Source organism: Streptomyces sp. JLBG701 (genome assembly GCF_058544905.1).
In genome coordinates, this window is the sequence record NZ_CM178588.1 from 8057168 (window position 1) to 8073081 (window position 15914).

Genomic DNA, 15914 nt, shown 5'->3' on the forward strand with positions numbered 1-15914 from the left:
CATGGAAGCATTCACCACGCACACCGGCCGGGCCGTCCCGCTGCGCCGCTCCAACGTCGACACCGACCAGATCATCCCTGCTCACTGGCTCAAGAAGGTCACGCGGGACGGTTTCGAGGACGGGCTGTTCGAGGCCTGGCGCAAGGACGAGAAATTCATCCTCAACCAGCCCGAGCGCAACGGCGCCACGGTCCTGGTCGCCGGCCCCGACTTCGGCACCGGCTCCTCCCGTGAGCACGCCGTGTGGGCGCTGCAGAACTACGGCTTCAAGGCCGTCATCTCCTCCCGTTTCGCCGACATCTTCCGCGGCAACTCGCTGAAGAACGGCCTGCTCACGGTGGTTCTGGAGCAGAAGGTCGTGGAGGCGCTGCAGGAACTCACCGAGAACGACCCGCAGGCCGAGGTCACGGTCGACCTCGAAGCCCGCGAGGTGCGCGCCGAGGGCATCACCGCCGCCTTCGAACTCGACGAGAACGCCCGCTGGCGGCTGCTGAACGGGCTGGACGACATCTCCATCACCCTCCAGAACGAGGGCGACATCGCCGCGTACGAGGCCAAGCGGCCCTCGCACAAGCCGCGGACGCTCAAGGTCTGACCCTTCGGCTGCGAAACAAGTCGAGTTTCGGCCACCGCAACACTCCGTCTGTACCCCCGATCGCCACGATTGGGGGTACAGCCATGTCTGCACCCGAACGGCCCTGCGAGCCCCGGTCGGTGCACTCAACTTCCCACGTTAGAGCGGTTGTTGGCGGGGTAGGCGCACCGTGTGGCCGCGGCGTCCGCGGGCGCTCGGAAGGCCGTTTGAGGCGGCAGTTGCACCCTGCGCAGGCGACAACTCGCCCCAGATGGCACAATCTGTGCATGGAACACGACGGCCAACTCGAGCTCTATGCGGCAGTCGCGGACCAACTCAAGGAAGCGCACACAAGAGTGCGCGCACTGCAAGTCCCGGAGGGCGTACGGATGGCGCTGACCCGGAAGCTGCTGGTCATTACGGCCGCGGCCAAGCACGACCTCGCCGATGCGACAAGGCGTCTGGAGCGGTTCATGGCAGACCTCGACGCGGGCCGAATGCCCGAAGAGGAACGCTGAAACAAGTCCAGAGCGGCCGAGTCCGTTGCGGCGCGCGGGTGATAAGCCCGTTTCGTGTTTGATTTGCGGTATATATCTGCCTAACGTGCGAAAAAGCTTGAACACTTTCGTTCTGGCAATGTCTCCGAAGGGGAAGACGTGAACAAGGCGCAGCTCGTAGAAGCGATTGCCGACAAGGTGGGCGGCCGCCAGCAGGCCGCCGACGCGGTCGACGCGGTCCTGGACGCCATCGTCCGCGCGACCGTCAGTGGGGACCGGGTGTCGGTCACCGGCTTCGGTTCCTTCGAGAAGGTCGACCGTCCGGCCCGTTACGCCCGCAACCCGCAGACGGGTGAGCGGGTTCGGGTCAAGAAGACGTCCGTACCGCGCTTCCGTGCGGGCCAGGGCTTCAAGGATCTGGTGAGCGGCACGAAGAAGCTCCCGCGCGGTGGCGAGGTCGCGGTCAAGAAGGCCCCCAAGGGCAGCCTGACCGGCGGTGCTTCCGCCACGGTCAAGAAGGCCGCCGCGAAGAAGGCCGCCCCGGCGAAGAGGGCAACGGCTGCCGCGAAGAAGGTCACCGCCAAGAAGACGACGGCCAAGAAGACCACGGCCACCGCCAAGAAGACCACGGCGAAGACGACGACCGCGAAGAAGACCACCGCGGCCGCCAAGAAGACCACGGCGAAGAAGGCCACCGCCAAGAAGGCGACGGCCAAGAAGGCCCCGGCGAAGAAGGCGACGGCCAAGAAGGCCCCCGCCAGGAAGTCGACGGCGCGCACGACCACCGCCAAGAAGGCCACCGCCCGCAAGTAGCAAGGGCGCAGGGGTACTCACGCACCGGGCCGGACTCCATGACGGAGTCCGGCCCGCGGCACGTTTTATTGAGGGGGGTCAGAGCGTCTGGAGCGTCACCAGGGTGATGCGCAGGCCCTCCTTGGGCCCCTCCACCTCGATCCGCACCCGCTGCCCGGGCCGCAGCAGCCGCAACCCGCCCGCGTCGAACGCGGCGGCGTCGAAGGAGACGGGGGTGCCGTCGTCGAGCAGCACACTGCCGCTGCGCGTCCCGGCGTCGTAGGTGTAAGCGGTCGCCTGCATGGGCGCAGCGTATGCGCTCCGCTGGGAGGGCCGCCATTGGTCGCCGGTTCGCTGCTACAGCTCTGCGATCAGCAGCCGCTCGGTCGCCTTCGCCGTGCGCGGGCCGACCCCCAGGGCGAGTGCCGCCCGCAGATCGTCGCCGGTGTCCACGTCCTGTCGTACGGAATCCACCGCGTCCAGGCGGAGTTCCACCGCTCCGGACGCGCGATGGCGGGAGCGGGAATCCGTGCCGAAAGTCGGGAGCAATGGGCTGCCCGTTCGGGCGGTCAGCAGAGTTGTGCCGATTGTCGCCGCGTCGGGGAGAAATGCGCGGGGGAATTCGGCGGCCGCGTCCAGGACCCGGGCCAATTCCGGCGGGCGTAGGGCCGGCAGATCGGCGTTGAGGGCCGCTACATCGCTTTCGGGGCGTTCGGCCCGGATGACCGTCGCCGCGTGTGTCAGGGCCGCGTTGAGGCCGCCGCGCGGCTCGTCGGCGATGATCCGGGCGCCCAGGGCGGCCAGCTCGCGGCCGGCCAGGGCGTCGTCCGTGACGACTGCCACATCACGGACCGCCGGGCAGGCCAGCGCGGCGGCCACGGTGTCCAGGGCGAAGGCCAGGGCCAGGCCCGGGCGCAGCCCGTCGGCCGCGGTGTCCGAGAGCCTGCTCTTCGCCCGCGCCAGGGCCTTCACGGGTACGACCAAGGTCCACTGCACGAGGTTGGTTCCCTCTCTTGTCGCGGCCATTGTCACCCGGCTTTCACACCACCCATCTGGCGGGCCCGTCGCCGGGGCGTACGGTGTTCTCGACAGACCGTCGGCCTGGGGCGACACTTGTGCGGCCCCCCAGGCTCTAGAGGAAGGTGTTCGCGTGCCCCGCCGCAGAATCGGCTTCTGGTACCGCTTCGCAGCGGTCCTCTGCAAACCGCCACTGGTGGTTCTGATCAAGCGGGACTGGCGAGGAATGGAACACATTCCGGCCGAGGGCGGTTTTATCACCGCGGTGAACCACAATTCGCACGTGGACCCCCTCGCGTACGCGCACTATCAGTACAACACCGGACGGGTTCCGAGATTCCTCGCGAAGAGCGGGCTTTTCCGGAAGGGATTCGTGGGCGCCGCGATGCGCGGCACCGGACAGATCCCCGTCTACCGGGAGACCACGGACGCGCTCAGCGCTTTCCGGGCCGCGATCGACGCCGTGGAGCGCGGCGAGTGCGTCGCCTTCTATCCCGAGGGCACCATCACCCGTGACCCCGACCAGTGGCCGATGACCGGCAAGACCGGTGCCGCGCGGGTCGCGCTGCAGACCAAGTGCCCGGTGATTCCCGTCGCGCAGTGGGGCGCCAACGAGTTGCTGCCGCCGTACGCCAAGAAGCTGTACGTCCTGCCGCGCAAGACCCACCATGTGCTGGCCGGCCCGCCCGTGGACCTCACACCGTTCCACGACAAGGAGATGACCCCCGACCTCCTCAAAGAGGCCACCGAGGTCATCATGGCCGCCATCACCCGCCAGTTGGAGGAGATCCGCGGCGCGAAGGCCCCCGAGACGCCGTACGACCCGCGCCGGGAACGGAAGGAGCAGCGGCGCAGGACCGCCCAGGAGACACAGGCGCAGGCCGAACCGGTCGAGCAGGAAGAGGGGCAAAGCACGTGAGCAAGCCTGTCAAGGCGGCCGTCTTCGGCACCGGATCGTGGGGCACCGCCTTCGGCATGGTCCTCGCCGACGCGGGGTGCCAGGTCACCCTGTGGGGGCGTCGCGCCGAACTCGTCGACGCCATCAACTCCACGCGTACGAACCCGGACTACCAGCCCGGCGTCGAACTCCCGGAGAACCTGCGGGCGACGACGGACGCCGCCGAGGCCGCGCGCGACGCCGACTTCACCGTCCTGGCGATTCCCTCGCAGACGCTGCGCGCCAACCTCGCCGAGTGGGTACCGCTGTTGGCCCCCGGCACGGTCCTCGTCTCGCTGATGAAGGGTGTCGAACTCGGCACCGTCATGCGGATGAGCGAGGTCATCGAGGACGTCGCCAAGGTCGGCCATGACCGCATCGCCGTGGTCACCGGACCCAACCTCGCGCGGGAGATCGCCGCCCGTATGCCGGCCGCCGCCGTGGTCGCGTGCACCGACGCGGCCGTCGCCCAGCGGCTCCAGGCGGCTTGCCACACACCGTACTTCCGGCCGTACACCGAGACGGACGTGGTCGGTTGCGAGTTGGGCGGTGCCGTGAAGAACGTCATCGGCCTCGCCGTCGGCATCGCGGACGGCATGGGACTCGGCGACAACGCCAAGGGCTCGCTCATCACGCGCGGCCTCGCGGAGACCGCCCGGCTCGGTGTCGTACTCGGCGCCGACCCGCTGACCTTCGCCGGACTCGCGGGCCTCGGCGACCTGGTGGCGACCTGCTCCTCGCCCCTCTCCCGCAACCACACCTTCGGCACCAACCTCGGCAAGGGCATGACCCTCCAGGAGACCATCGCGGTCACCAAACAGACCGCCGAGGGCGTCAAGTCCTGTGAGAGCGTGCTGGATCTGGCCCGCAGACACGGTGTCGACATGCCGATCACGGAGACGGTCGTCGCCATCGTCCACGAGGGCAAGCCTCCGGTGGTCGCCGTCAAGGAACTGATGTCGCGCAGCGCGAAGCCGGAACGACGCTGAGCAACCCCCGCCGAGGCACGCTGTATCAGGCCACTACCACCGGGTACTCTCAACGCGATATGAGCACCGAGAACCTCCCCCAGAGCCCTGAGCAGCCGCCTCGCAAGCCGCGCGTGGCCGTCGTGTTCGGCGGGCGCTCCTCCGAACACGGGATCTCCGTGGTCACCGCCGGCGCCGTACTGCGGGCCATCGACCGGACGCGCTACGACGTCCTGCCGATCGGTATCACGCAGGACGGCCGTTGGGCGCTCACCGCGGACGAACCCGAACGCATGGGGATCACCGACCGCCGCACGCCCAGCGTCGAGGAGCTCGCCGAGTCGAGCGAGGGCGGCGTGGTGCTCCCCGTCGACCCCGCCAACCGCGAAGTCGTCTACAGCGAACCGGGATCCGTGCCCAAGGCCCTCGGCGAGGTCGACGTCGTCTTCCCGGTCCTGCACGGCCCCTACGGCGAGGACGGCACCCTGCAGGGCCTCCTGGAGCTCTCCGGTGTCCCGTATGTCGGCTCGGGCGTGCTCGCCTCGGCCGTCGGCCAGGACAAGGAGTACATGAAGCGGGTGTTCACCTCCTTCGGGCTCAAGGTGGGCCCGTACGTGGTGATCCGGCCGCGCGAGTGGGAGCGCGAGGAGTCTGCCGCCCGCAAGAAGATCGTCGACTTCGCCGGCGAGCACGGCTGGCCGCTCTTCGTGAAGCCCGCGCGCGCGGGATCGTCGATCGGCATCACCAAGGTCGACGACCTGAGCGGCCTAGACGAGGCGATCGCCGAGGCACAGCGGCACGACCCGAAGATCCTCGTGGAGGCGGCGCTGCGCGGCCGCGAGATCGAGTGCGGGGTGCTGGAGTTCGAGGACGGGCCCCGGGCCTCCGTCCCCGCCGAGATCCCGCCGCCCGAGGCACACGCGTACTACGACTTCGAGGCGAAGTACATCGACTCCACCCCGGGGATCGTCCCGGCGCCCCTGACGCCCGAGGAGACCGCCGAGGTTCAGCGCCTCGCGGTCGACGCCTTCGACGCGGCCTCCTGCGAGGGGCTCGTCCGCGCGGACTTCTTCCTCACCGAGGACGGGGAGTTCGTGATCAACGAGATCAACACGATGCCCGGCTTCACCCCGATCTCCATGTATCCGCAGATGTGGCAGGCGAGCGGGGTCGAATACGGGGAGCTCGTGGACCGGTTGATTCAAGCGGCGCTGCGCAGGTCGACGGGCCTGCGCTGAACGTCGTACCCCTCAGTCGGCGATCCCTTCGGGGATCGCCTTCTTGACGGACGGCGCGAGGTCGACCAGGGGAGCCATTCCGTCCCCTGTGCGGTCCTTCGGGATGGTCACTTCGACGTACGCCTTCCGCAGGGTGGTGGTGAAACGGAACGATCCGTCGTCCTGTTTCTCCAGCAGCCAGCCGACCCCGTTGACGTCGACTCCGTCGGCCTCGGGGTCGTTCATCTTCGTGGGTCGCTCGACACCGCAGCGCAGTATGATCGCCGGGTTCCCCCAGCCCGCGGTCAGCGCGGACGCGGGCTCGGGATCCCGACGATCCTGGTCGTCGACCTCCGACGGCAGTGCCGCGTCCAGCTTCCCGCACAGCTCGACGACCTTCGCGCCCGGCGAGGGAACCGCCGCCGAAGCGCTGTCGTCTGCTGAGGAGCAGCCCGCGACCGCGATGAGCAGGACGAACGCGGGCAGACCGAGAAGCCGGTGGCGGAAGAAGTTCACCGGCCAAGGGTAGACGGGGGCTACAGATGAACGACCGGGCAGGTCAGGGTACGGGTGATGCCGTCCACTTGCTGGACTTTCGCGACCACCATGCGGCCGAGGTCGTCGACAGTGTCAGCTTGGGCACGCACGATCACGTCATAAGGTCCTGTCACGTCCTCGGCCTGGAGTACCCCAGGAATCTTGCTGATCGTTTCAGCGACGGTCGACGCTTTGCCGACCTCCGTCTGGATCAGGATGTACGCCTGTACCACGGAACCTCCAGGGCGGCCACGAGGATCATGTGGGGAAAAGGAACGCCACGGTATCGCGTCGCCGCTCGCCGCGGGGAGACCTGCGGAGGCCGGGGCTTGCGCGCCGGGGTGCAGGCACGACAGAAGTTGACGGTCATCCCGACCGTATGGAGAGAACGGCCATCTCGACCGTATCGAGGACCGAGATGACCCGCGACCGGGCACGGACAGGCAAAGAAGGGTCGAAAGGGCAATGAAGGGCACTGTTGGTGAGCTCGGAGAGTTCGGGCTCATCAGGGAGCTCACCTCCCGTCTCACCACCACGCCGGCGGTCCGGGTCGGCCCCGGCGACGACGCCGCGGTGGTCTCCGCGCCCGACCGCAGGGTCGTCGCGAGCACCGACATCCTCCTTGAGGGCCGGCACTTCCGCCGGGACTGGTCCACCGCCTACGACGTGGGCCGTAAAGCGGCCGCTCAGAATCTCGCGGACATCGCCGCGATGGGCGCCGTACCGACCGCGCTGCTGCTCGGCCTGGTCGTCCCCGCCGAACTCCCGGTCGCCTGGCCGACCGAGCTGATGGACGGCCTGCGCGACGAGTGCCAGGTCGCGGGCGCTTCCGTGGTCGGCGGTGATGTCGTACGAGGTGACACGATCATGGTGTCGATCACCGCGCTCGGTGACCTGCGCGGCCAGGAGCCCGTCACGCGGGCCGGCGCGCAGCCCGGTGACCTCGTCGCGGTGACCGGCTGGCTGGGCTGGTCCGCGGCCGGGTTCGCGGTGCTCTCCCGCGGCTTCCGCTCGCCCCGCGCCTTCGTCGAGGCCCACCGGCGCCCCGAGCCGCCGTACCACGCGGGGCCGGCCGCCGCCGCGCTCGGCGCGACCTCCATGTGCGACGTCAGCGACGGACTGATCGCCGACCTCGGGCACATCGCCGAGGCCAGCAAGGTCCGCATCGACATCCGCTCCGGCGCGATCGACATCCCCTCCCAGATGAACGACATCGGGCAGGCCGTCGGCGTCGACCCCATCCAGTGGGTGCTCACCGGGGGAGAGGACCACGCGATCGTGGCGACCTTCTCGCCGGACGTGAAGCTCCCGGCCCGCTGGAAGATCATCGGAGAGGTGCTCAACCCCTCCGCCCTGCCCCAGGTGACGGTCGACGGAGCCCCCTGGACCAGCAAGGGCGGCTGGGACCACTTCGGGGACATCGAGTCGTGAAGCCCCGGGTGCTCACCGTGGCCGGCTCCGACTCCGGTGGGGGCGCGGGGATCCAGGCCGACCTGAAGACGATGCTGGCGCTCGGCGTGCACGGCATGAGCGTCGTCACGGCGGTCACCGCGCAGAACTCCCTCGGCGTTCAGGGGGCTTGGCAGCTGCCGGTGGAGGCGGTGCGGGCGCAGTACCGCAGCGTCGTCGACGACATCGGCGTACAGGCCGTGAAGACCGGGATGCTCGCCTCGGCCGAACTCGTCGAGGCGGTGGCCGAGTTGCTCGGCGGCACGGACGCGCCGGCCGTCGTCGACCCGGTCGGCGTGTCCAAGCACGGGGACCCGCTGCTGGCCGCGTCCGCGCTGGACTCCGTGCGGAAGCGGCTGTTGCCGGTGGCCACGGTGGCGACTCCGAACCTCGACGAGGTGGCCCAACTGACCGGTGTGCGGGTCGAGTCGGAGGCGCAGCTGAAGGAGGCCGCGGACGCCGTCCTGTCGTACGGGCCGACGTGGGCGCTCATCAAGGGTGGGCATCTCGCCGGGGACGCCGTGGATCTACTCACGGACGGAACCGAGGAGCACTGGCTGCGCGCACCCCGCTACGACAACCGGCACACCCACGGCACGGGCTGCACCCTCGCCTCCGCGATCGCGTCGCAGCTCGCGAAGGGAGACTCCGTGCCGGCGGCGGTGGCGGCGGCCAAGGAGTATGTCACCGGGGCGATCGCGGCTGGCTTCGCGCTCGGCGGGGGGATCGGGCCGGTGGATCACGGGTGGGCGCTCACACGGGGTGTCTGAGGGCAGGCACGGCGGGCACGGCAAAAAGCCGGCCCACACGAGGTGGACCGGCTCGATGCAGCGAACCAGCAGTGGCCGCGCGCTTAGCTGTGCGTCAGCGCGAGACCTTGCCGGCCTTGATGCACGAGGTGCAAGCGTTCACGCGCTTCGGCGTCCCGCCGACCACGGTACGAACGCGCTGGATGTTCGGGTTCCAGCGACGCGGCGTACGGCGGTGCGAGTGCGAGATGTTGTTGCCGAAGCCCGGCCCCTTGCCGCAGACGTCGCAGTTGGCAGCCACGGGTCACTCCAAAGACTTCAGATGCACTTACGGTGGATCCCGGCATGCCGGGATCAGGATCGTAGGATCTGAGTGGCGCTGCCAGGGGAAGGCCCGATCAGATCGGGCAACCGGAGCAGCATACAACGTCTGCGCCGGTACAACGAAACTACCATGGCTGATCCGGGGCCCGTCCCGGCCCTCTACCGGCGGACACCGGCCCGGGGACTACCCTGCGTCCCAGTCCAGCAGCTCAAGGAGGCGCAGGTGCCGCAGGTGCCGCAGACATTCTTCGATGCTCTCGCGGTGCGCACCTGGTGCGGTCTCGCGCTCGATGCGCTCGGTCGGGCGCGCGAGGAGATCGACGCGATCAACGTCTATCCCGTGGCCGACGGGGACACCGGCACCAACCTGTATCTGACCGTGGAGTCGGCCGTCGCGGCGGTCGAGGCGGTGTTCGCGGGGCACGAGGCGGGTACGCCTGGGAAGCCGTCGCTCGCCGATGCCGTCGGGGCCATGGCGCACGGTGCCCTCATAGGGGCGCGCGGCAACTCCGGGACGATCCTCGCGCAGCTGCTGCGCGGCATGGCCCAGGTGCTCGCCGCCGACGGTGAGACCCCTCACACCGACGGAGGGGGCCTGCGGCTCGCCCTGCGGCACGCCGCCGACTCCGCCCGCCAGGCCGTGGCCCACCCCGTCGAGGGCACCGTCCTGTCCGTCGCCGCGGCCGCCGCCGACGCGGCGACCGAGACCGAGGGCGACTGCGGGAGGGTCGCGCGGGCGGCCTACGAGGGGGCGCGCGCGGCGCTCGCGGCGACCCCGGGCCAGCTGGCCGTCCTGGAGCGCGCCGGGGTGGTCGACGCGGGCGGGCAGGGGCTGGTGGCGGTCCTCGCGGCGCTGGTGGAGACGTTCACGGGGGAGCGGCCGGGGGTGGCCGCGGCGCCGGTTTCCGGGTCGTACGCGCGCGTGGGCGAGGCGGGTGCGGCACTGCATGACTCGGCACTGCGTGACGCCGTCGAGTGCGCCGACGGTGACACCGACCCGGAGGAGGGCGGCCCTGCCTTCGAGGTGATCTATCTCCTGGAGGCCGGGGACGCGTCCGTGGCGCGGTTGCGGGAGCGGCTCGACGCCCTCGGGGACTCGCTCGTCGTGGTCGGCGGAGACGGGCTGTGGAACGTGCACGTGCATGTCGACGACGCCGGCGCGGCCGTGGAGGCGGGCGTCGAGGCCGGGCGCCCGTACCGGATCCGCATCACGCACTTCGGGCTCGGAGACGTGCACACCACGCGGGGTGAGCGGCCGCCCCGGGAGCGGGCCCAGCGTGCCGTGGTGGCCGTCGTGCCCGGTGAGGGGCTGGCCGGCCTTTACAGCGAGGCGGGCGCGACCACCGTGCTCGCGCGCCCCGGGGAGCCGCCCGCGAGCGGGGAGCTCGTGGAGGCCGTACGGCGGGCCCACGCGCGCGAGGTCGTACTGCTGCCCAACGACGCCGACCTACGGCACACCGCGGCCGCGGCGGCCGAGCAGGCCCGCGCCGAGGGCATCAGGGTGGCCCTGATCCCCACGCGTTCCGCGGTGCAGGGGATCGCCGCGCTCGCGGTGCACGAACCCGAACGCCGTTTCGACGAGGACGTCGTGTCCATGACCTCGGCGGCGGGCGCGACCCGCTACGCCGAGGTCGTCGTCGCGGAACGTCAGTCGTGGACCATGGCCGGCATCTGCCAGGCCGGCGACGTCCTCGGCCTCGTCGACGGCGACGTCGCCGTGATCGGCTCCGACGTCACCGCCACCGCCGAGGCCGTCCTCGACCGCATGCTCGCGGCCGGCGGTGAACTCGTCACGCTCGTCCTGGGCGACGAGGCACCCGAGCCGATCGCCGACCACCTGGAAGCGCGGGTACGGGAGTCGTACCTGGCCGTCGACACCGTGGTGTACCGGGGCGGACGCCAGGGGGCGTTGCTGCTCATCGGGGTCGAATAGTCCCGAGCTCAGTCCTTCTCCTGCTCCTCCATGAGCTGGAGCATCTGCTCCGCCTCGGCCCGCCGGGCCTGTGCCGTCTCGTCGTCCTCGATGCCCGCGTACGCCTCCAGCACCGCACGCGCGCGTGCCGCCGCCTCGGCGGGGCGGCTGAGGTCGGCCTCCAGCCAGCCGGCGGCGAGTTCGGCGCCGGTCCTGCCGTGCAGGGCGCCGTCCCCGAGAGGGGCGAACACCACGACGGCGTCCGCCATTTGGGACAGGGCCTCCTCGAACACGGCCTGGATCGAGCCGTCCTCGGCGTCCTCGGACACGGAACGGGCGAGCAGGTCGCCGAACTGGCGGTGCGTGTGGCCGAGTTCGGCGGCGAGCCGCTGCCTGGCCTTCTCGTCGTCCGCCGCGTCCAGCGCCGCCGCGCACTCCCGGACCGCGTCCGCCATCAGATCCCGCGCCCCGTCGAGCCCCGCGTCCATGCGCAGGGCGAGCCACGCACGGGCGCGCAGGGAGCGGACGAGGCCGTGGATGTTGCCGAGCGAACGCCACAGGTCGCCCGCGCGCGTGTAGGCCTGGTCGGCCTCGGCGGGCAGTCCCGCGTGGCCGAGGGACTCGGCGGCGAGGTGGGCGAGCGTCGCGTGGTCGTGCTGCTCGGGCCAGTGCCGGGCGAGCTCGGCGGCCTGGAGTCGGCGTTCGGCGGACGCGCGGTGCTCCCCGAGCTCGCTCAGACAGTCGCCGAGCCACCACTGCGTCTGGACGATCGCGCCGTCGCCGTGCGTCTCGGCGTTCAGGTCGGGCAGCGCCGACTCCAGCACCTCGGCCGCCTCGGCCCACCGGCCCTGCCGCAGCAGGAACCCGCCGAGCTGATGCCGCGCCCAGGCGCCGAGCGTCGGGCCCTCGCCCGCCTCGTCGGCCCAGTGCGCCGCCTCCAGCGCGTGCTCCGCCGCCTCCTCGGACAGGCCCCTGCCGCTGAGGATCTCGGCGAGCTGGAGGTTCAGCTGGGCCCGGCCCGCCGCCTCCAGGTGCGGTCCGCCGTGCTCCAGGGCGTCCCGCAGCGCCCGCTCGGCCCCCGCCGTGTCGCCGAGGTGGTGCGCGAGTCCGGCCAGCCGGGCCTCGTACTCCACGGCGAACCACGGCAGCCCCGCCCCCACGAACTCCGCCGCGGCCCGCGCGAACAGCTCCGCGGCCGCCTCGGCGTCCCCGGAGTGCGCCGCCAGCTCGGCGAGCATCGCCCGCGCCTCGGCGGCCCGGGTGGCGAGCCGGATGTCGTCCCCGGTGTGCCCGTCGACGAGCGCCAGCAGCTCCCGCGCGGCGCCCTGGGCGTCGGCCAGAACCGTTTCCGCCACGGGGCCCTCGGCCTCATGCATGCGGCGCATCAGCACCCGCGCCCGCCCCATCAGCACGGACGCCGTCTGGCGCAGCCCCGTGCCCTCCTCGGCGAAGAGCGCGAGGACCTCCTCGTACGGCCCGGCGACCGCCGCCAGCGCCTCGTCGACCTCGCCCGTCAGCGCCCGTACGTACGCCGCACGCGTGCGTGCCGCCAGGGCCTCCCCGGGGTCGCCCGCCTCCGCGTACAGCTCGGCGGCGCGCTCGAACAGCTCGACACCGTCCGGGCCCAGGTCCATCGCCTCGTGGTCCGCGATCTCCGCACGGTCGCGTGCGGCCAGCTCCACGCCCTCCGCGGCCAGCGCGACCGCCGCCCACGCCTCGACGGCGTTCGGCTGCAGCGTGTTGGACAGCCGCCGTGCCTCCGCGAGCAGGGCGGGCAGCTCCGGCTCCGTTGCCGTCGCGGGCCGCTCGACGGGGGCGGGGGCGTGAACAGGGGCGTGCGCCGTGGGCGCGGGGCGCGTGGATCGCACACCCAGCGGGAGCCGGTCCACGAGCGCCGGCTGGTCCATACGCGCGCGGGCGCGCTCACTGACGTACGCGGTGCCGTTGCGCTCGTCGAAGCGGGCGGCCAGCGCGAGGGCCTCCGCGCGCGCGTGGACGGCGAGTTCACGCGCGCTCCACTCCCGTCCCGCCGGCCCGGGCACCCGCTGCTCGCCGAGCCCGAGCGCGGTCAGCCGGTCCATGAGGAGGGCCACTACGGCCATGAAGTCCATCTTGCTGCGCGGGTGCCCGGAGTCCGTGAAGTACGCCGGCCGCTCCGCGAGGAGCTCAAGACCGCGCGCCTCGTTGCCGGACAGCGCGCAGAACTCCACATGGTCCGCGTACGCGGCGCGCATGCTCTCCATCGGGCGTACCAGCCGGAACCCGCGCAGATGGTGGGCGCGCGCCTCGTCCAGGCGCCCCAGCCGCAGCAGGGGCGTCAGCGAGGACGCGAGGGCCGTGTGCGGCTCGTGGGCGCACGTGTACTCGCCCTCCAGGACCGGCCGCCACAGCTCCAGCGCCTCCGCGTCCCGGTTCCGCTCCCCCTGCCACCAGCCCTGCCCGTGCAGCTCACACGCGTGGCAGTCGGCCATCTTGTCCCGGTCGGCGGCCAGCCAGGCGGTGTACGCCCGTTCGGCCCGGGTCACGTCCCCGACATGTGCGGCCACACTGAACTCGGCGCTGCGCACGGCCCGCTCGGAGTGCCCGGCGAGCCGGTAGCGGTGCTCCATCTCGCCGAGCCACTTCTCGATGGAGGCGAGCGGGACGTGCGGCTGGTCGAGCATGCCTGCGGACATCCACTTGAAGACCCAGTGCAGCGAGTGCGTCTCGTACTCGTCGAAGTCCTCGGGCCGCTCGTCCCACAGGCGCAGCAGGCGCGCGAAGGGGACGAACATCTTGTCCTTCTCGGAGCTGTAGTTGTAGACCTTCAGCTGGTGTCCGAGCGCCTCGATCACCGCGAGGGGGATGTTCAGCTTCTCGGCCTCGGTGAGCAGCTGCTCCGCGCGCGCGTTGCGGGCCGGTCCCTCCGGCTGCTCGGAGTTCTCCGCCATCGCCTGGCGGAGGGAGTCGAAGTCGTCGAGCCCGCTCATCGGTGGCCGTCCTCCCGGGAGTCGGAGTCGCTGTGGGTGGCCCATTCCAGGAGGCCGATGAACGCGCGGTTCAGCAGCGCGGAGTCCGCCGGGCGCAGCGGGCGCTGGGCCATCAGGAGGGCCTGTCCGTACAGGGACTCCGTGGCGGTGCCGATCAGCTCCCGGTCGTTCAGTGAACTGATCCTGCGGATGAGCGGGTTGAGGTGGTTCAGCACCAGCCGCGCGCGCGGGGCGCTGCCCCGCAGCGAACCGAGGATGCCCGCCCACAGGTCGTCGGCCTGTTCCTCGGCCTCCGCGCGGGCCTGCTCGTGCCGGGCGGCCCGGTCGTCCAGATGCAGCGCGGGGACGGAGAGCGGGTGGAAGGCCCGTAGGACGACATCGCAGCCCAGGGGATCGAGCTTGGCCCGCGCGGCCGCCAGGAAGCCCGCCAGGGCCAGTTCCTCGGCCGGGTCGACCGCGTCCAGGTGGGCGGTCACCGTGTCGGCGTCCAGCTCGGCGACCACGGTCCCCGGCCGGACCGACGGGAGCGCCTCGACCAGCTCGCTGTCGTACGTGTAACCGCCGTTGATCACCCCGACGCCCTGCGCGGACGCGATCGGCGCGACCTGCCGGTACTCCTCGACGGTCCGCGTGAAGTGCACGACCGGGTGCCGCTGCGCGAACTCCTCCAGGGACAGCCGCCCGTCGGTCGTCTCGAAGGGGAGCCACGGCAGCATCGTGCGCAGCATCTCCTTGTCGTGCCGCGCGAGGGACTTCACACCCAGGTAGTGCACCGACAGGAACGCGGCCAGCCGCTCCGGATCACCCGCCGCGAGCCCCGTCAGCCAGGACCGAATCCTTTCGCCCAGCGCCTCCCGTACGGCCGCCAGCGTCTCGTCCTCGTACAGCGACTCGCGCGAGGCCGTGGGCCGCAGGCTGTCCGTGTCCAGGACGCAGCGCACGAAGAACGCCCAGTCGGGCAGCAGCTGTTCGGCCCGCTCGGTCAGCAACATGCCCTTGAGATGGACGCGATGACTCGCGCGCTGCGCCGGACTGACCGCCGACGGCAACACGTACGCCACACCCCGGATACCGGCGAGCGGCACATCCAGCTCGATCGAGTCCAGCGGGGTGAAGCCGAACTGCTCGTGACAGTGCCGCGCCAGAGCCACCCTCCGGGTCGCGGGGGAGGGGTACGCCCGGTCCCAGGGCGCCGGAAGGTCGGTGACCGCCTCCTCCCCCACCCGCACGTCGTACGGCAACAGCGCCCCGAAGTCCCGGGCCAGCGCGAGCACCCGCTCCTTGGCCAGCCATTCGCCGGCCCCGGCCCGCGCCACCAGGTGCACGGTCGTACCCGGTTCGGGGCGGGCCGAGTCGGGCAGCGTCCGCACGGTGTACGAGCCGTCGTCGGTGGCCGTCCACTCCACGGGCGGCGCGTCGGGTGTACGGGCACTGCGGCTGACGACCCGGATCCGCTCGGCGACCACGAAACAGGCCAGCAGACCGATCCCGAACTGCCCGAGGAAGTCCGAGCGGACCTCCTGAAGCCCGTCCGCGCGCTTGGAGCTGCGGCCGATGGTTGCCAACAGGTTGTGCACGTCCGCCTCGGTGAGCCCGACGCCGGAGTCCTCGACCCGCAGCGTGCCGCCCGCGTCGCCGACGCCACCCTCGACATGGAGCCGCACCCGCGCAGGAGCGTCGGGCTGCTCGGCACGCCGGGCGGTGATCGCGTCCACGGCGTTCTGCAGCAGCTCGCGCAGATAGACCTTGGGGCTGGAGTAGAGGTGATGGGAGAGCAGGTCCACCAGACCGCGCAGGTCGACCTGGAACGTGTGAGGTGACTGGGATGCCTGAGATGACTGTGAGGTCTGGGAGTCCATGGTCGCAGCGCCGGTGGGGGGACGGGCGACGGCGCGGGGTCGGGCGGTCCCGTGTGAGGCGGTGACCGCGGCATGGCCGGAGCGCGCCATCCTATGGCTCCGAACGGCCGTCT

16 protein-coding genes are annotated in these 15914 nt (G+C 71.3%); 9 read left to right on the forward strand and 7 right to left on the reverse strand.

Annotated features, from left to right (window positions below; all coding sequences use genetic code 11):
* Nucleotide 1: 1 nt before the first annotated feature.
* From leuD to AC5DRG_RS37315, 3 genes are all read left to right on the forward strand, one after another.
* Nucleotides 2–595, forward strand: a complete 594-nt coding sequence (gene leuD / locus AC5DRG_RS37305) for a 3-isopropylmalate dehydratase small subunit (RefSeq protein ID WP_491804100.1) — start codon at nt 2–4, stop codon at nt 593–595.
* Between the two features lie 266 nt (nt 596–861).
* Nucleotides 862–1092: an SCO5555 family protein gene (locus tag AC5DRG_RS37310; RefSeq protein ID WP_491804101.1), complete on the forward strand. Its 231-nt coding sequence runs from the start codon at nt 862–864 to the stop codon at nt 1090–1092.
* A 138-nt stretch (nt 1093–1230) separates the two neighbouring features.
* The gene (locus tag AC5DRG_RS37315; RefSeq protein ID WP_491804102.1) at nt 1231–1884 is read left to right on the forward strand and encodes an HU family DNA-binding protein; all 654 of its coding nucleotides are present in this window, start codon (nt 1231–1233) and stop codon (nt 1882–1884) included.
* 78 nt (nt 1885–1962) lie between these two features.
* Here the strand turns inward: AC5DRG_RS37315 and AC5DRG_RS37320 are convergent, their stop codons facing one another.
* Nucleotides 1963–2166 (reverse strand): hypothetical protein, encoded by a 204-nt coding sequence (locus tag AC5DRG_RS37320; RefSeq protein ID WP_491804103.1) that lies wholly within the window; start codon nt 2164–2166, stop codon nt 1963–1965.
* A gap of 54 nt (nt 2167–2220) precedes the next feature.
* Entirely contained in the window at nt 2221–2859 is a 639-nt protein-coding gene (gene cofC / locus AC5DRG_RS37325; RefSeq protein WP_491804105.1) for a 2-phospho-L-lactate guanylyltransferase, read from the reverse strand.
* A 154-nt stretch (nt 2860–3013) separates the two neighbouring features.
* Between cofC and AC5DRG_RS37330 the strand changes: the two genes are divergently transcribed.
* Genes AC5DRG_RS37330 through AC5DRG_RS37340 form a run of 3 tightly spaced genes read left to right on the forward strand, consistent with a single transcriptional unit; the run spans nt 3014 to nt 6023 of the window.
* Nucleotides 3014–3799: a lysophospholipid acyltransferase family protein gene (locus AC5DRG_RS37330; protein ID WP_491804106.1), complete on the forward strand. Its 786-nt coding sequence runs from the start codon at nt 3014–3016 to the stop codon at nt 3797–3799.
* Nucleotides 3796–4806 carry an NAD(P)H-dependent glycerol-3-phosphate dehydrogenase gene (locus AC5DRG_RS37335; protein WP_491804107.1) on the forward strand — a complete coding sequence of 337 codons (1011 nt, stop codon included), beginning with the start codon at nt 3796–3798 and terminating at the stop codon, nt 4804–4806. Before AC5DRG_RS37330 ends, AC5DRG_RS37335 begins: the two co-directional genes overlap by 4 nt.
* A gap of 59 nt (nt 4807–4865) precedes the next feature.
* Entirely contained in the window at nt 4866–6023 is a 1158-nt protein-coding gene (locus AC5DRG_RS37340; protein ID WP_491804109.1) for a D-alanine--D-alanine ligase family protein, read from the forward strand.
* 12 nt (nt 6024–6035) lie between these two features.
* Here the strand turns inward: AC5DRG_RS37340 and AC5DRG_RS37345 are convergent, their stop codons facing one another.
* Both AC5DRG_RS37345 and AC5DRG_RS37350 read right to left on the reverse strand, forming a co-directional pair.
* On the reverse strand, nt 6036–6518 hold the full coding sequence (locus AC5DRG_RS37345) for a DUF3515 domain-containing protein (protein WP_491804110.1): 483 nt from the start codon (nt 6516–6518) through the stop codon (nt 6036–6038).
* Between the two features lie 20 nt (nt 6519–6538).
* Entirely contained in the window at nt 6539–6772 is a 234-nt protein-coding gene (locus AC5DRG_RS37350) for an Lrp/AsnC family transcriptional regulator (RefSeq protein ID WP_003993216.1), read from the reverse strand.
* Between the two features lie 232 nt (nt 6773–7004).
* On the opposite strand from AC5DRG_RS37350, the gene AC5DRG_RS37355 reads away from it, so the two are divergent.
* Nucleotides 7005–7970, forward strand: a complete 966-nt coding sequence (locus AC5DRG_RS37355; protein WP_491804112.1) for a thiamine-phosphate kinase — start codon at nt 7005–7007, stop codon at nt 7968–7970.
* Nucleotides 7967–8758 (forward strand): bifunctional hydroxymethylpyrimidine kinase/phosphomethylpyrimidine kinase, encoded by a 792-nt coding sequence (gene thiD / locus AC5DRG_RS37360; protein ID WP_491804113.1) that lies wholly within the window; start codon nt 7967–7969, stop codon nt 8756–8758. The genes AC5DRG_RS37355 and thiD overlap by 4 nt, the downstream gene beginning before the upstream one ends.
* Before the next feature lie 94 nt (nt 8759–8852).
* Here thiD and rpmB read toward each other — a convergent pair whose 3' ends face one another.
* On the reverse strand, nt 8853–9038 hold the full coding sequence (rpmB, locus tag AC5DRG_RS37365; RefSeq protein WP_004924906.1) for a 50S ribosomal protein L28: 186 nt from the start codon (nt 9036–9038) through the stop codon (nt 8853–8855).
* A gap of 246 nt (nt 9039–9284) precedes the next feature.
* Here rpmB and AC5DRG_RS37370 point away from each other — a divergent pair, with 246 nt between their 5' ends.
* Nucleotides 9285–10994 carry a DAK2 domain-containing protein gene (locus AC5DRG_RS37370; RefSeq protein ID WP_491804115.1) on the forward strand — a complete coding sequence of 570 codons (1710 nt, stop codon included), beginning with the start codon at nt 9285–9287 and terminating at the stop codon, nt 10992–10994.
* Between the two features lie 8 nt (nt 10995–11002).
* Here AC5DRG_RS37370 and AC5DRG_RS37375 read toward each other — a convergent pair whose 3' ends face one another.
* Together AC5DRG_RS37375 and AC5DRG_RS37380 are read right to left on the reverse strand one after the other, a co-directional pair.
* Nucleotides 11003–13942 (reverse strand): tetratricopeptide repeat protein, encoded by a 2940-nt coding sequence (locus tag AC5DRG_RS37375; RefSeq protein ID WP_491804116.1) that lies wholly within the window; start codon nt 13940–13942, stop codon nt 11003–11005.
* The gene (locus AC5DRG_RS37380) at nt 13939–15801 is read right to left on the reverse strand and encodes an HSP90 family protein (RefSeq protein ID WP_491804118.1); all 1863 of its coding nucleotides are present in this window, start codon (nt 15799–15801) and stop codon (nt 13939–13941) included. Before AC5DRG_RS37380 ends, AC5DRG_RS37375 begins: the two co-directional genes overlap by 4 nt.
* Between the last annotated feature and the right edge of the window lie 113 nt (nt 15802–15914).

Excerpts from the sequence above, each read along its gene's own strand:
- leuD (WP_491804100.1), top strand. The coding sequence starts at position 2 with ATGGAAGCATTCACCACGCACACCGGCCGGGCCGTCCCGCTGCGCCGC.
- AC5DRG_RS37310 (WP_491804101.1), top strand. The coding sequence starts at position 862 with ATGGAACACGACGGCCAACTCGAGCTCTATGCGGCAGTCGCGGACCAA.
- AC5DRG_RS37320 (WP_491804103.1), bottom strand. The coding sequence starts at position 2,166 with ATGCAGGCGACCGCTTACACCTACGACGCCGGGACGCGCAGCGGCAGT.
- AC5DRG_RS37340 (WP_491804109.1), top strand. The coding sequence starts at position 4,866 with ATGAGCACCGAGAACCTCCCCCAGAGCCCTGAGCAGCCGCCTCGCAAG.
- AC5DRG_RS37355 (WP_491804112.1), top strand. The coding sequence starts at position 7,005 with ATGAAGGGCACTGTTGGTGAGCTCGGAGAGTTCGGGCTCATCAGGGAG.
- AC5DRG_RS37375 (WP_491804116.1), bottom strand. The coding sequence starts at position 13,942 with ATGAGCGGGCTCGACGACTTCGACTCCCTCCGCCAGGCGATGGCGGAG.
- AC5DRG_RS37380 (WP_491804118.1), bottom strand. The coding sequence starts at position 15,801 with ATGGACTCCCAGACCTCACAGTCATCTCAGGCATCCCAGTCACCTCAC.